Genomic DNA, 12632 nt, shown 5'->3' with positions numbered 1-12632 from the left:
GTCAGCGGCCCTCCGCCACGGGGGCTTCCGAAGCCAGGCCCAGGCGGTCCATCCAGGTGGCCAGTGCCTGTTCGTCCGGCGTGCCGGCGCTGTACATCGCGTGCATGGCGGCGTGCGATTCACGGCGATGCTGGTTGAGCTTGACCTTGCATTGAAGCGCCGTCACGCGCAGCTCGAAACCGACGATGCCGGCGAGCATCTTGAGCTGGAACTCCTCGCCCAGGTCGCGCCACTGCTGCGCATACGCCGGCTCGTGGTCGCCGATGAGCTTCTTGAGCAGCACGTCCTTGACGGCAGCGTCTTCGATGAGCGTGGCCTCGACCGTGCAGTGCACGCTCAGGTAGTTCCAGGTGGGCACGCGCGCCAGGTCGGGATACACCGACGGCGAAAGGTATGCATGCGGCCCGAGGAAGGTAGCGACGGCCGTGGGTCGTGCTTGCAGATACCGCCAGTGCGGGTTGGGCTTGGCGCAATGGCCCAGCAGCACCAGTTCGCCGGCCCCTCGCGGCTCGGCCACCAGCGGCAGGTGCGTGACGAACGGCAGGCCGTCGTCGTCGTTGGAGATCAGGCTCGCGAACGGATGCGAGCGCATCAGGTCCAGCGCGATGGCCGGGTCCTTGGCATTGAACTGCGGAGGCATGTACATGGGGCGGGTTCCTCGTGGCGAGGCCCGATTGTCCCCGAGCCGCCTATCTCGTGCGTGCGCTCTCCAGCAGCTTGACCATCGCGGTGTAGCCCCGCGCCTTTGCAAGCTGCAGCGGCGTGTTGCCCTGCCGGTCGGCAAGCGCCAGGTTGGCGCCCCCGTCGATCAGCGCGGCCAGCGTGCGCTGGTGGCGCGGACCGCCGTCGCCGAGCACGATCGATTCGATCACCGCCGTCCAGTGCAGGTTGTTGACATGGTCCAGCGGAGCCCCGGCCGCGATCAGCCGGCGCACGACTTCGTCATGCCCCAGGTGCGCGGCGGCGATCAGCGCCGTGCCGTCGTAGCGGCTCGTGACCTGCCCGGCCTTGGCGCCGAGCGACAGCAGCAGCGAAAGCGTGGCGCTGTCGTCGGCCACCGCGGCGATGGTGACTGCGTCGTAGCGGTCGTCCTCGAGCAGATCGAGATTCGCGCCCGCCTTGGCCAGCAGCTTGATCGCCTCGCGCTGCCGCGCATGCGTGGCGACCTGCAGCGGCGTGCGCCCGCGTGTGTCGCGGGCATCGAGATTCGCGCCCGAGGCGATCAATGCCTTGAGCTTCGGCAGGTCGCCCTGCCAGGCGGCCTGGTGCAGCCCGTCGTACGCCAGCACCTCGGCCGCCAGCGGCGGCACCTGGGCGAGCGCGCCCAGCGGCACGCACAGCCCGAGCGCGACCGCCAGCACACCCGACCAAATACCGCGCGCCGCCATCATCAGAGCAGGCCCTTGACCTTCTCGATGGCCGCGTTGGCGCATTGCTCGTCGAGGTGGCCGCCGGGCGCGCCGCCCACGCCCACGGCGCCGATCACTTCGTTGCCCGACTTCACCGGCACGCCGCCGCCCAGCAGCAGCATGCCCGGCAGGTACACCAGGTTGGCGCCGCCGGGGTTCTTCTGCGAACCTTCCATCATGGCCTGCGTCGGGCTCTTGGCCGAGGCCGAAGTCCAGGCCTTGCGCTCGCTCGATGCCAGCGTGTGCGGGCCGGCGTTGTCGGCGCGCTGCACGGCACGCACGGTGCCTGCGCGGTCGACCACGGTGGCGGCGACGTTGTAGCCGTTGGCGGCGCAGGCGGCCACGGCTTCGGCCGCGAGCTGGTTGGCCAGCGCGAGCGACATGTTCTTTTCGGTGCGAACGGCCGGTGCCGGCGTCTGGGCCTGGGCGACCGAAGCGGCGAGCAGGACGGCGAGGCTGCCGAGGCGAAGGACGGATTGCATTGTTCGTTTTCTCCAGTGGATGGTGTTTGCGCCGGCCCTTGCCGACGGCTGCGCCACTGTAGAAAACACCGGCCTGCGCGGCCATTCGTACGGCTACGCGCGGCGCTCCGTAGAACTACGGAGCGCCGCCGTCGACCAGCAGCGCGTAGCGGCGGATCAATTGCGCGAGCGAATCGCAGTCGAGCTTGGCGAACAGGTTGGCGCGATGCGTCTCGACCGTGCGCGGCGACAGCGCGAGCGTGCGCGCGATCTCCTTGTTGGTGAGCCCCTGCACGATGAAGGCCAGCACCTCGCGCTCGCGCTCCGACAGTTGCGCCACCCGTTCACGCGCGGCGTTGTCGGCCTGCGAGCGCTCGCGCGAACGCACATGCTGGCGCACCGCCTGCTGCAGTGCCTCGAGCAATTGCTCGTCGTCCACCGGCTTCTCGAGGAACTCGGCCGCGCCGGCCTTGAAGGCACGCCGGCACATCTCGACCGTGCCGTGGCCGGTCAGCATGATGACGGGCTGGTCCACGCCCTGCGCCATCAGTCGGTCGAGCACCGTGAGCCCGCTGATGCCCGGCATGCGCACGTCGAGCACGATGGCGCCGACGCTCGCGCGGTCGAAGCCGTCGATGAAAGCCGCCGGGTCGGCCCAGCCCTGCACGCGCAGGCCGACCGTGCCGATCAGCAGCGACAGGCCGTCGCGCACCGCCTCGTCGTCGTCGATCAGGTGGATCAGCGGCGACTGCGGCTGGTGGATTGCCGGCGCGTTCATGGCGCGCGCTCCGCAGGCGGCGCGACCAGCGGCAGCAACAGCGTGAAGCGCGCGCCGCGCGGCGACGCATTGGCCGCGCTCAGGCTGCCGCCCATGCCGCTGGCCAGCGTTTCGCTCAGGCTCAGGCCGAGGCCCAGCCCGCCTTCGCGCGTGCTGAAGAAGGGCTCGAAAAGGCGCGGCAAGGCATCGGGCGCGATCCCACGCCCGTTGTCGGTGACGGTCAGCACGCCCTCCTCGCCGTTGCGCCCCACCGCGATGGCCAGGCGCCGGTCGCCCGCGGGCACCAGCTCGAGCGCCTGCAATGCGTTCATCAGCAGGTTGTGCACGATCTGCTCCAGCGCCACGGCTTCGGCTTGCACCCGCACCGGCGCCTGCGCCGTGGGGTCGAACTGCGCGACGATGCCGCGCCGGCCGAACTCCGGCGCGAGCAGGTGCATGGCACTGCGCACCACCTCCTGCAGCACCAGCGGCCTGGCGTCTCCCGCAGCCTCGGGCCGCTCGATCACCCGCCGCAGGCGCCCCACGACGCCCGCCGCGCGGCGCGCCTGCTCGACCGCCTGGCCCATCGCGTCGCGTGCGGTGGCCAGGTCCGGCGGCTCGTCGTCCAGCAGGCGGCGCGCGGCCTGCGCGTTGGCCAGCACCGCCGTCAGCGGCTGGTTGAGTTCATGCGCCAGCCCGGCCGATAGCTCGCCCAGCGCGTTGAGCCGCGCGACCTGCCCGAGCCGCAGCAGTTCCTCGGCCCGGCGCCGCGCGATGCGCTGGCGCTGCGCCATCCACAGTCCGGCCAGCAGCAGCGCCGTCGCGACGGCCCAGGCGCCGATGCCGCGCCACGGGAGTTCGCCCCAGCCCACCTGCCGCTCCGCCACGAGGTCGAAGGGCTGGCTCGGCGACGCCAGCGGCTTGGTCAGGCCGAAGCGCCAGCCGCCCGCGGTGGGCCGGCCGGGCTGCAGCACCAGTTGCTGGCCGTCACGCTGCAGGCTCAGCCGCACCGGGCTGACCTGCGGGTTCATGGGCCAGTCGCGCCAGGGCACCGAGCCGGCCAGGTCGATGTCGAGCGCGTAGCTGAACGGCGTGGCGCCGATCACCAGCACATAGCGGCCGTGCGCCAGGTCCAGCGACGCGAGGTCGGCGCGATGCTGGCTGCGCGAGCGGGCCTCGGCGGCGGCCAGCGCGGCGGGTGTGGCGCTCGCCGCCGGACCGGCGTCCGGCCAGGGTTCGTCGCGCTCGCGGCGCTGCACCCGCAGGATCGACGAATACACGGAGGGCAGGCGCTGCTCTGGATGGTCGGCGCCGGTGCTGGGCTCCAGCAGCGCCAGCGTGGCCAGCACGGCGTCGTACTGCACCATCTGCTGGCTCATGAGCCGGTGCGCGATGCGCACGTCGGTCTCGAAGTCCTGGTGCATCTGCGCCAGTTCTGCGCGCGCGATCCAGACAGCGCCGGCCACGGTGAGCACCACCCATGCCAGCCACCATCCACCTTGCGCACGCAACCACTGTTTCATGGCGCGGATTGTGCCCGGCGCGGCAGGCCGCCCCCGTGTTGGCCGAGAATGCCGCCCCAGACATGGCTGAAGTACAGGACTCCCTTTTCCCCGATCTGCCGCCCGCACAGGAGGTGCAGGTGGCCCCGCCGCCCCCCGAACCAGCCGCTGGAAAAAAGCCGCGCACCGGCACGGTCGAGCCCGCGCCGGCGGACCCGGCGCTCGTCGAACTCGCCGCCGCGCTGCCGCCCAACCTGCGGCTCGGAACGTCGTCGTGGAGCTACCCCGGCTGGGCCGGCCTCGTGTGGAACGGCGAATACGCCGAGTCGGTGCTGTCGAAGAACGGCCTTTCCGCGCTCGCGCAGCATCCGCTGTTCCGCACCGTGAGCCTGGACCGCAACTTCTATCGCGCCCTCACCGCCAGCCAGTACGCGCGCTACGCGGCCATGGTGCCGGACGACTTCCGCTTCATGGTGAAGGCGCCCAGCCTGGTGACCGACGCCACCGTGCGCGACGAAAGCGGCCGCGGCATGCAGGCCAACCCGGTGTTCCTCAGCAGCGAGATCGCGCGGCAGGAGTTCGTGCTGCCCGCGCTCGAAGGGCTGGGCCATCGCATCGGCGTGCTGGTGTTCCAGCTGAGCCCGATCCCCGGCCACCTGCTGGCCAACCAGCCGGCGCTGCTGGCTCGCATTGCCGACATGCTCGGCGCGCTGCCCGACCTGAAGCAGACCGCGCCCGACGCGGTGATCGCCGTCGAGGTGCGCGACCCGCAGCTCCTGACCCCCGCCTTCGCCGACATGCTGCGCAGCATGGGCGCCACCTTCTGCATGGGCCTGCACGCGAAGATGCCGCCCATCGAAGAGCAACTGCCGATGCTGCGCGCGCTGTGGCCCGGGCCGCTGGTGTGCCGCTGGAACCTGCACCGCCGCCACGGCCGCTTCGGCTACGAAGACGCGGAAAAGCTCTATGGCCCGTTCGACAGGATCGTCGACCCCGACCCCGAGACGCGCGCCGCGCTGGCCAAGGTGATCGCGGGCACCACCCGCGCGGGCCAGAACGCCTTCGTCACCGTGAGCAACAACGCCGAGGGCTGCGCCCCTCTCACGATCGCGCAGCTCGCTCGCGACCTTGCCGCGCTGAAGGCCGGCTAGTCAGCGGATGTCGTGCTTGGCCGCCACGGTCATCTCGACCTCGACGGTCGCGTTCTTCGGCAGCGCATAGACACCGACCGCCGTGCGCACATGCACGCCGGCGTCGCCGAACACGCGGTGCAGCAGGTCGGACGCGGCATCGGCCACTTCGCTCTGCTGCGTGAAGTCGGCGGTGCACTGCACGAACACGCCGACGCGCAGCACCTTCTCCACCGCGTCGAGCGAGCCGAGCGAACGGCGCAGCAGCGCGAGGCTGCGCAGGGCGCAGATCTGGGCGCCCTCGCGGGCCTTGTCGAGCGTGACCGCATCGCCGACGCGGCCCGTGACCACCACCGTGGTGCCCACGCGCGGAACCTGCCCGCTGAGGTAGACCGTGCGGCCGTCTCGCACGATCGGCACGTAGTGGCCGCCGGCAATGATGTCGCCGTCGAAGCTGTGGCCCAGCTCGGCTGCAATCTGGTCGGCGATCTGGTCTCGGCTCTGCGCTGTCATATCGGTTCCATGAAAAAGAGCCTCATTTTCGCCAGCCGTCCTGCGGGAAAACAGATACAGATCGATCCGCTTCGAGCCGCAACAGATGGCCCGAAGCGGCTGCCTTCACTGATCGAACGAGAGGAAGACGCGGCCGCCCTCGATCTTCACCGGATAGCTGCGCAGGTCTTCGGTCAGCGGCGCGCACATCGCCTTGCCGGTGCGCACGTCGAAGCGGCCCTGGTGCAGCGGGCATTCGATCTCATGGCCTTCGAGGAAGCCGTCGCACAGCCGCGCATGGCCGTGGGTGCAGATGTTGTCGGTGGCGTGGATGCCATCTTCGGTGCCGTAAAGCGCGATGTCGCGCCCCTGCACCTCGATGCCCACCACGTCGTCGGAGGGAACGTCGTCGACCGCCGCGGCGTCGACCCAGGTCATCGTGCTCATGTTCTCGTCCTTGCTTTGTGGAGTGTTCAGTTGTCGGCCTTCAGGCCGGCGCGCTCGATCACGGGCTTCCAGCGGCGCAGTTCCTCCGTCATGAACTTGTTCAGCGCCTCGGGCGTGCTGCCCACGGGGTCGAAGTAAGCGGTCTGCAGGCGCTTGAGCGTCTCCGGCTCCTTCAGCACCGCGGCAATCTCGCGGCTCATGCGCTGCACCACGTCGTTCGGCGTGCCCTTGGGTGCCATGTAGGCGAACCAGGGCACGGCCTGGATGTCGGGCAGGCCCGATTCGCGAAGCGTCGGCAGTTCCGCCAGCAGTGGCGAGCGCTCCGCCGAGGTAACGGCCAGCGCCTTCAGCCGCCCGGCCTTGGCCTGCGGCATCACCGAGACCGGCGGCAGGCAGGCGAACTGCACGTCGCCCTGGATGATGGCCGTGACCGCCTGGCCCGACGACGCATACGGAATGTGCACCGCGAACGAATTCGTCTTGAGCTTGACCAGTTCCACGCCCAGGTGCGAGATGGAGCCGTTGCCTGTCGAAGCGAAATTGAACTTGCCCGGGTTGCGCTTCATTGCGTCGAGCCAGCCCTTCACCGAATCGACGTTCATCGAATTCGACACCGCGCACACGTTGGGCGTGGTAGCCGCAAGCGACACCGGCACGAGGTCCTTGAACGGGTCGTACGGCAGGTTCTTGTAGAGGATGGTGTTGTAGACCAGCGGCGCATTCACCGACAGCAGGAAGGTGTAGCCGTCGGGCTGCGCCTTGGAGGCCTGGTCGGTGCCGGTATTGCCGCCCGCGCCGGGCTTGTTGTCGACGATCAGCGGCTGGCCGATGCGCGCGGCCAGCTTGTCGTTGACGATGCGCGCGAGGATGTCGGGCGACGAGCCGGCCGCGAACGGCACCACGATGCGAATCGGGCGCTGCGGCCAGCCCTGTGCGTGGGCCGCCGCCGCCATTGCCAGCGCCGTGAAGGCGATGCCGAGCCGTGCGTGCTTCATGCCTTGGCCTCCACCGGCACCATGCCCAGGTGGTCCTGCTGCTCGCGCGCGATGAAGCCCGCGATGAGCGCGCGGTAGGCGGCCTCGACCACCTCCGGATAGGCGCCCTTCTCTTCGGCCAGCGCCTTCACCTTGTCGATCACCTCCTGCTGGCGCTGCGGCGCCGAGACCTGGAAGGCATCGCGCTTGAAGCGCGCGGCGTCCTTCACGTAGCGGCCGCGCTCGGCAAGCAGCGCGACGATCTGGCGGTCGAGCCGGTCGATGTTCTCGCGCACCTCGGCGAGGTCGGCGCACAGCGGCACATAGGCGGGGTCGGTGAAGCGGCGCAGCGGCGCGCCGTGTGTCTCTGGTTCTTTTTGCTGCATGGCTGACTCGGGTTTCAGATCGGATAGATGATGGAGTTCGGGATCATCTCGCTGTCGAACACGCACAGGCGCGACGCGAACTTCAGGCCCTCGGGCGTGGGCACCACGGTGTCGATGTAGCGCCCCACGTTGAACACGGTGGAGGGCTGGTCGAGCTTGGTGCGGAACACCGCGTAGTTGGCCTCGCTGTGGATCGTGCCGTCGGCATCGACCGCGTGCACCAGCGGCAGGCCGACCACGTGGCGCTGGTAGTACGGGTCGTGGAACAGCGTCTCCTGGATGCCGTAGACGCGGTCTTCGAGCATGCCCCGGCTCTCGAAAGAGAGGGTGGCCAGCGGCAGGCCGCGTTCGTGGTTCTCGCGCGGCTGCAGGCGGTAGCTGCACTGCTCGGTGAAGAAGCCGGGCCACAGGCTCCACTGGCCGGAATCGACGGCGTGCGCGTACGCGGCGTAGAGCCGCGAGAGTTCGAGGTAGGTGTCGGCGTCGAGCTTCATCATGCCTCCATCACCTCGCGCCAGTAGCGGTACATACCGCGAATCAGCGTCTCCGTCACCATGTGGTCGGTGTTCTCGACCTCCCGGCCACCAAGCTCGGCAAGCGTGCGGTGGAATGGCTTCTGCTCGAAGCCTTCCTGCGAGAACTCGATGACCTCGCCGTCGTCCGCCGAGACGAAGCCCGCGGGCCCGAACAGGTTGGCCTGGCGCAGGCGGCGCTGGGTCATTTCCTCGGTGTCGTCCTCGAAGCCGAAATGCGTCCAGACGAAGTCGAAGGCGTCGTGCCCCACAGGCTGGATGTGGCGCGTCGACACGCTGTTGACCTGCTGCTGCAGGATCAGGCTCGGGAACAGCGTCATCATCACCGCCGTCGGGCCGCCCCACCAGGGCTCGGGAACGATGTCGAGGAAGCGCGGGTCCTTGAGCTGCATGCTCTCCTTGAAGCTCGACACCTGCGTCACCTGCGCGGCCTTGCCGGCGCTGCCGCGCGTGGAAATCATGGCGGCATGTCGGCCGCGCGCGTCCATCTTCAGCTCCGACTTGTTGTCGGCGCGCCAGAGGCCGAAGGTCACGAACCAGGTGTGCAGCAGGCCCGGGTGGTACGGGTCCTTGATGTTCTCCTGCATCAGCTTCCAGTTGCCTGGAATGCGCTGGCGGCTGTAGCCGAGGATCTTGAGCTTGCGGCCATCGAACAGCCGGTCGAAATAATGAAGGATGTCGGGGCCGAGAAAGTCCTCGAACGATTCGATCGCATGGTCGAACGAAGCGAACACCACGCCGCCGCGCGAGGCCACCTTGAGCTTGGTGAGGCCGTTCTCCTCGGTCTTGAAGTCGGCGGGCATGCCGCCGTTGACCTTGCCGTCCTGCTTCACGCCGCGCCGGAACGGCACGCCCTGCAGGTCGCCCTTGAGCGTGTAGTTCCACTGGTGGTAGGGGCAGACGAACTCTTTCTTGTTGCCGTGGCGTTCCCGGCAGAACTGCATGCCGCGGTGCGCGCAGACGTTTTCGAACACATGGATCTCGCCCGCCTCGTCGCGCGACATGATGACGGAACGCTCGCCGATGGCGGTGCGCTTGAAGTCGCCCGGGTTCGGAATCTCGGCCTCCAGGCCGACATAGCACCAGTGCTTCTCGTAGAAGAAGCGCTGCAGCTCCTTCTTGTGCAAGGCCTCGTCGGTGTAGGCCATGAAGGGAATGCGGCCGGTCTGCTCGCTCTCCCATTTCAGTTCGACGGGGAACACGGCTTGCGTGGTCATCGTTGGTCTCCTTCGTTGTGTTCAGGTGCCTTGCAGGTAGAAGGCGTCGGCATGCGTCTGCTCGGGTGCGAGGCCACGGCCGCGCACCAGCTGCGTCACGGCCTCGACCATCGGCGGCGAGCCGCAGAGGTAGGCGCGCCAGCCGTCGAGGCTGCCGGGCCAGTCGGCGCGGATCGCGTCGGTGATGAGGCCCACGCGCTGCTTTCCGTTCGCCGGTCCGGTGACGACCACCACGTGCACGTCCAGGCCCGGGTGCTGCGCCTGCAGCGCCCGCAGTTCCTGCAGGCCGTAAACGTCGGCATCGGAACGCACGCCGAGGTACAGGTGGATCGGCTGCGTGAGCCCGGCGGCGATGGCGCCGCGCACGATCGAAAGAATCGGCGCCAGCCCGGTGCCACCCGCTGCACAGAGCATCGGTCCGCGGTGTTTGGTGCGCAGGTAGGCCGTGCCGAGCGGCCCGCTCACGCGCACCGGATCGCCGATGCGCAATTGCTCGAAGATGTGCGCCGTGACACGCCCGCCGGGCACGCGGCGCACATGGAACTCGAGCTCCGCGTCGCGGCTCAGCCCAGCCATCGAATACGGCCGTGCGAGGTCGGGGGCGAACTGCAACTGCGCGTACTGGCCGGGAGAAAACTCCAGCGGCTTGTTGGGCTTGAGGCGCAGGCGCCGGATGTCGTGGGTCAGCTCGTCGATGCCCGTCACCGTGGCCTTCAGGATGCGCGCGGGATGCACGACCACCTCGTCCGGCTCGGGAATCTCGATGGCGCAGCTTTCGGTGAGAGTGCTCTGGCAGGCCAGCACGTAGCGCTCGCCCTGGCCGTCCGGGCGGATGGCGTCCTGCCCGCCGTCGAGCACCTGGCCCGACACCACCTTGCAGCGGCAGGTGCCGCAGCGCCCCGACATGCAGCTGTAGGACACCGGCACGTGATGCTCGCGCAGCACTTCGAGCAGGTTCGCGCCGGGGCGTACCTCGAGGGTGCGGGCAAGGGGATGTATGTGCAGGTCCATCGTGGGGCTCTCTTGCGCCGGCGTGGGTGCCGGCCTGTCTCTGGGAGGCGATGATGCGCGGGCGCTTCCGATTGACCAATAGAATTCGGTGAATCCTCCTCATCACTGCACTGAATAAAGGTCCGCCGTGCAACTCAAGGACATCGACCTCAACCTGCTGCTGGTGTTCGACCGCATGCTGGCCGAGAAGCGCGTGTCGGCCGTGGCCGAATCGCTGGGCCTCTCGCAGCCGGCCATCAGCAATGCGCTGGCGCGCCTGCGCAAGCTGCTGGGCGACGAACTGTTCCTGCGCACCGCGCGCGGCATGGAGCCCACGCCCTTCGCGCTGCAGCTGGCGGAGCCGGTGGCCTACGCCATGGGCGCGCTGCACACGGCGCTCAACCAGCAGGTGGTGTTCGACCCCGCCACCAGCACACGCAGCTTCACGCTCGCCATGACCGACATCGGCGAGATCTACTTCACCCCGAAGCTGATGGAAGCGCTTTCGGTGGCCGCGCCCGGCGTGACCGTGAGCACGCTGCGCAACAACACCGCGACCAACCTGCGCGACGAGCTGGAGGCCGGCCACGTCGACATCGCCATCGGCCTGCTGCCGCAGCTCAAGGCCGGCGTGTTCCAGCGCCGGCTGTTCCTGCAGCAGTACGTGTGCCTGTTCTCGCAAGCGCATCCGCTCGCGAAGAAACGCAGCGTGTCATTGAAGGACTTCAGCGCGGCCGACCACGTGCAGGTCCTGGCCGCCGGCACCGGCCACGGCAAGGCCGACGACGTGATGACGGCGCAGGGCATCCAGCGGCGCATCAAGCTGCGCGTGCCGCACTTCGTGGCCATCGGCCACATCCTGCGCTCGAGCCACATGATCGCGACGGTGCCCGAGCGGCTCGCACAGAGCATCGCGGAGCCCTTTGGGCTGGTGTGGCGCCCTCACCCGGTGGCGCTGCCGCAGATAGCGATCAACCTGTTCTGGCACGCGAAGGCGCACCGCGATCCAGGCAACCAGTGGATGCGCGGCTTGCTGTTCGACAACTTCGCGGACGGCGGTTGACCGGTTGACCGATTGGCCGATGCTGGCTATCGGTCGGCCTTCAGAGGCTCGATGCGATCGAGCATGCCGTGCCTCGCGAGCTGGTCGACATTGCGCAGCAGCGTCGGCACGCGGTAAGGGCCGTGCATGCGCACAACCTCCGGGGCGGCGGCCGAAGCGTCGATGCCGACCGCCGTCACGAACAACGGCGCTTCGCTCTGGCCGCGCCGCACCTCGATGGCATCGGTCGCGCTGTGATAGCGCGTCTTCGCGACGCCGACCACGGCCAGCTTGCGCCCGAGCGCCTCGTGCAGATGCGCGCCCAGGCCCGGATGCCCCGGTGCCAGCGTCACGTAGCCGTCCACGATGATCAGGTCCGCCTGCGGGCCATTGCGCAGAACACCCAGCAGGCAAGGCAATTCGCGCCTGTAGAACGCACCGGGCTCGTACGGCGCCACCTCGCTGAAGCCGGCCACGGCATGTGTTTCTTCGCGCTCCGCGGTCCAGCCGCGAAACCAGACACCCGCCGCCACGGCGATGCCGTCGGCGCGATAGTCGACGTCGAGGCAGACCAGCAGCGGCGCTTCCATCTCAGGCCTCCGTCGCTTCCGATTCGAGCGCCGCGGCGGGCCACTGGCCGAGCACCTCGTGCACGCCCTGCCCTACATGGCTGTCGATCAGCGCGAGCTTGCCGGCGCGCCAGCGCACCGGCTGCTCGATCGCGTGCTTCTCGAGCTTGCGCCTTGCGTACACCAGCGTCATGTGCGGCGTGAAGGCGCGCTTGGGCTTGAAGCCCGCGTCGGCCAGCGCTTCGCCCAGCCGCTGCCTGAAGGCCATGAGCGCTTCGGCGCCCGCGTCGTCGCCATACAGCACGAGTGCCTGGCTCTTCGCATAGCTCATGGCTTCGTCGAAGACGACATCGAACGCGGGCGGCGGCAGCGTCGCTGCGGCGGCCAGGGCCTGCTCGACCTTGTCGCGCGGCACCGCTGCGTAGTCGCCCAGGTCGAACAGCGTGACATGCAGGCGGTGCGCCTCGACCACCGTGCCCTTCAGCGCGTGCTGGAAATTCATGCGCTCGCCGAGCGCTGCAATCGTCGTGGCGTCCTGCGCGGCGGGAAGCAATGCGAAGAAGAGCGAATGCGGCATCGGCTCGGCGCGTCGCGCCTTGCTGCGGGGGCGCGGCAAGGGCCGCGGCGGAGGATCGATGCCGGGAAGAAGAAGCTGTTGGGACATGCCTCGATCATCGCCCATCGACCCGGCGCCTTCAGGTGCTCTTCAGCAGGCGCCAAGCT

At 69.0% G+C, this 12632-nt stretch carries 16 protein-coding genes; 2 read left to right on the top strand and 14 right to left on the bottom strand.

What is annotated here, in order from left to right; genetic code table 11:
- Window position 1: 1 nt before the first annotated feature.
- From WIX39_RS16935 to WIX39_RS16915, 5 genes are all read right to left on the bottom strand, one after another.
- Complete coding sequence (locus tag WIX39_RS16935; RefSeq protein WP_409195448.1) at window positions 2-646, bottom strand: FMN-binding negative transcriptional regulator; 645 nt, start codon at window positions 644-646, stop codon at window positions 2-4.
- A 43-nt stretch (window positions 647-689) separates the two neighbouring features.
- Window positions 690-1388 (bottom strand): ankyrin repeat domain-containing protein, encoded by a 699-nt coding sequence (locus WIX39_RS16930; protein WP_409196351.1) that lies wholly within the window; start codon window positions 1386-1388, stop codon window positions 690-692.
- A gap of 2 nt (window positions 1389-1390) precedes the next feature.
- The gene (locus WIX39_RS16925) at window positions 1391-1891 is read right to left on the bottom strand and encodes a GlcG/HbpS family heme-binding protein (RefSeq protein ID WP_409195447.1); all 501 of its coding nucleotides are present in this window, start codon (window positions 1889-1891) and stop codon (window positions 1391-1393) included.
- Window positions 1892-2006: 115 nt separating this feature from the next.
- Window positions 2007-2648: a response regulator transcription factor gene (locus WIX39_RS16920; RefSeq protein WP_285410329.1), complete on the bottom strand. Its 642-nt coding sequence runs from the start codon at window positions 2646-2648 to the stop codon at window positions 2007-2009.
- Window positions 2645-4150: a sensor histidine kinase gene (locus WIX39_RS16915; protein ID WP_409195446.1), complete on the bottom strand. Its 1506-nt coding sequence runs from the start codon at window positions 4148-4150 to the stop codon at window positions 2645-2647. Before WIX39_RS16915 ends, WIX39_RS16920 begins: the two co-directional genes overlap by 4 nt.
- A 62-nt stretch (window positions 4151-4212) precedes the next feature.
- Here WIX39_RS16915 and WIX39_RS16910 point away from each other — a divergent pair, with 62 nt between their 5' ends.
- A complete protein-coding gene (locus WIX39_RS16910; protein WP_409195445.1) occupies window positions 4213-5280 on the top strand; it encodes a DUF72 domain-containing protein in 1068 nt (355 codons plus the stop codon).
- Here WIX39_RS16910 and WIX39_RS16905 read toward each other — a convergent pair whose 3' ends face one another.
- From WIX39_RS16905 to WIX39_RS16875, 7 genes are all read right to left on the bottom strand, one after another.
- Window positions 5281-5772, bottom strand: coding sequence for a RidA family protein (locus WIX39_RS16905; protein WP_285410324.1), 492 nt, complete (start codon window positions 5770-5772; stop codon window positions 5281-5283).
- Between the two features lie 105 nt (window positions 5773-5877).
- A complete protein-coding gene (locus tag WIX39_RS16900; RefSeq protein ID WP_285410322.1) occupies window positions 5878-6198 on the bottom strand; it encodes a non-heme iron oxygenase ferredoxin subunit in 321 nt (106 codons plus the stop codon).
- 26 nt (window positions 6199-6224) lie between these two features.
- A complete protein-coding gene (locus WIX39_RS16895) occupies window positions 6225-7193 on the bottom strand; it encodes a Bug family tripartite tricarboxylate transporter substrate binding protein (protein ID WP_409195444.1) in 969 nt (322 codons plus the stop codon).
- Window positions 7190-7558, bottom strand: a complete 369-nt coding sequence (locus WIX39_RS16890; RefSeq protein WP_409195443.1) for a chorismate mutase — start codon at window positions 7556-7558, stop codon at window positions 7190-7192. Before WIX39_RS16890 ends, WIX39_RS16895 begins: the two co-directional genes overlap by 4 nt.
- Before the next feature lie 14 nt (window positions 7559-7572).
- Entirely contained in the window at window positions 7573-8055 is a 483-nt protein-coding gene (locus tag WIX39_RS16885; protein WP_409195442.1) for an aromatic-ring-hydroxylating dioxygenase subunit beta, read from the bottom strand.
- Window positions 8052-9308: an aromatic ring-hydroxylating dioxygenase subunit alpha gene (locus tag WIX39_RS16880; protein ID WP_409195441.1), complete on the bottom strand. Its 1257-nt coding sequence runs from the start codon at window positions 9306-9308 to the stop codon at window positions 8052-8054. The genes WIX39_RS16885 and WIX39_RS16880 overlap by 4 nt, the downstream gene beginning before the upstream one ends.
- Before the next feature lie 21 nt (window positions 9309-9329).
- Window positions 9330-10319: a 2Fe-2S iron-sulfur cluster-binding protein gene (locus WIX39_RS16875; RefSeq protein WP_409195440.1), complete on the bottom strand. Its 990-nt coding sequence runs from the start codon at window positions 10317-10319 to the stop codon at window positions 9330-9332.
- 127 nt (window positions 10320-10446) lie between these two features.
- Between WIX39_RS16875 and WIX39_RS16870 the strand changes: the two genes are divergently transcribed.
- Entirely contained in the window at window positions 10447-11361 is a 915-nt protein-coding gene (locus WIX39_RS16870) for a LysR family transcriptional regulator (RefSeq protein WP_409195439.1), read from the top strand.
- Between the two features lie 26 nt (window positions 11362-11387).
- Here WIX39_RS16870 and WIX39_RS16865 read toward each other — a convergent pair whose 3' ends face one another.
- Both WIX39_RS16865 and WIX39_RS16860 read right to left on the bottom strand, forming a co-directional pair.
- Entirely contained in the window at window positions 11388-11930 is a 543-nt protein-coding gene (locus WIX39_RS16865) for an endonuclease V (RefSeq protein WP_409195438.1), read from the bottom strand.
- Window position 11931: 1 nt separating this feature from the next.
- Window positions 11932-12573, bottom strand: coding sequence for a 2'-5' RNA ligase family protein (locus tag WIX39_RS16860; RefSeq protein ID WP_409195437.1), 642 nt, complete (start codon window positions 12571-12573; stop codon window positions 11932-11934).
- Window positions 12574-12632: the final 59 nt, after the last annotated feature.

It is taken from the genome of Variovorax sp. AB1(2024) (assembly GCF_037482385.2).
Classification (GTDB): Bacteria; Pseudomonadota; Gammaproteobacteria; order Burkholderiales; family Burkholderiaceae_C; genus Variovorax.
Note: the sequence above shows the minus strand (reverse complement) of the source record. Positions and strands in the feature narration are given on the sequence as shown.

Coding starts and splice junctions, on each gene's coding strand:
- WIX39_RS16930 (WP_409196351.1), bottom strand. CDS start 1,388: ATGGCGGCGCGCGGTATTTGGTCGGGTGTGCTGGCGGTCGCGCTCGGG.
- WIX39_RS16865 (WP_409195438.1), bottom strand. CDS start 11,930: ATGGAAGCGCCGCTGCTGGTCTGCCTCGACGTCGACTATCGCGCCGAC.
- WIX39_RS16935 (WP_409195448.1), bottom strand. CDS start 646: ATGTACATGCCTCCGCAGTTCAATGCCAAGGACCCGGCCATCGCGCTG.
- WIX39_RS16920 (WP_285410329.1), bottom strand. CDS start 2,648: ATGAACGCGCCGGCAATCCACCAGCCGCAGTCGCCGCTGATCCACCTG.
- WIX39_RS16890 (WP_409195443.1), bottom strand. CDS start 7,558: ATGCAGCAAAAAGAACCAGAGACACACGGCGCGCCGCTGCGCCGCTTC.
- WIX39_RS16905 (WP_285410324.1), bottom strand. CDS start 5,772: ATGACAGCGCAGAGCCGAGACCAGATCGCCGACCAGATTGCAGCCGAG.
- WIX39_RS16910 (WP_409195445.1), top strand. CDS start 4,213: ATGGCTGAAGTACAGGACTCCCTTTTCCCCGATCTGCCGCCCGCACAG.
- WIX39_RS16915 (WP_409195446.1), bottom strand. CDS start 4,150: ATGAAACAGTGGTTGCGTGCGCAAGGTGGATGGTGGCTGGCATGGGTG.
- WIX39_RS16875 (WP_409195440.1), bottom strand. CDS start 10,319: ATGGACCTGCACATACATCCCCTTGCCCGCACCCTCGAGGTACGCCCC.
- WIX39_RS16860 (WP_409195437.1), bottom strand. CDS start 12,573: ATGTCCCAACAGCTTCTTCTTCCCGGCATCGATCCTCCGCCGCGGCCC.
- WIX39_RS16895 (WP_409195444.1), bottom strand. CDS start 7,193: ATGAAGCACGCACGGCTCGGCATCGCCTTCACGGCGCTGGCAATGGCG.
- WIX39_RS16925 (WP_409195447.1), bottom strand. CDS start 1,891: ATGCAATCCGTCCTTCGCCTCGGCAGCCTCGCCGTCCTGCTCGCCGCT.
- WIX39_RS16885 (WP_409195442.1), bottom strand. CDS start 8,055: ATGATGAAGCTCGACGCCGACACCTACCTCGAACTCTCGCGGCTCTAC.
- WIX39_RS16900 (WP_285410322.1), bottom strand. CDS start 6,198: ATGAGCACGATGACCTGGGTCGACGCCGCGGCGGTCGACGACGTTCCC.
- WIX39_RS16880 (WP_409195441.1), bottom strand. CDS start 9,308: ATGACCACGCAAGCCGTGTTCCCCGTCGAACTGAAATGGGAGAGCGAG.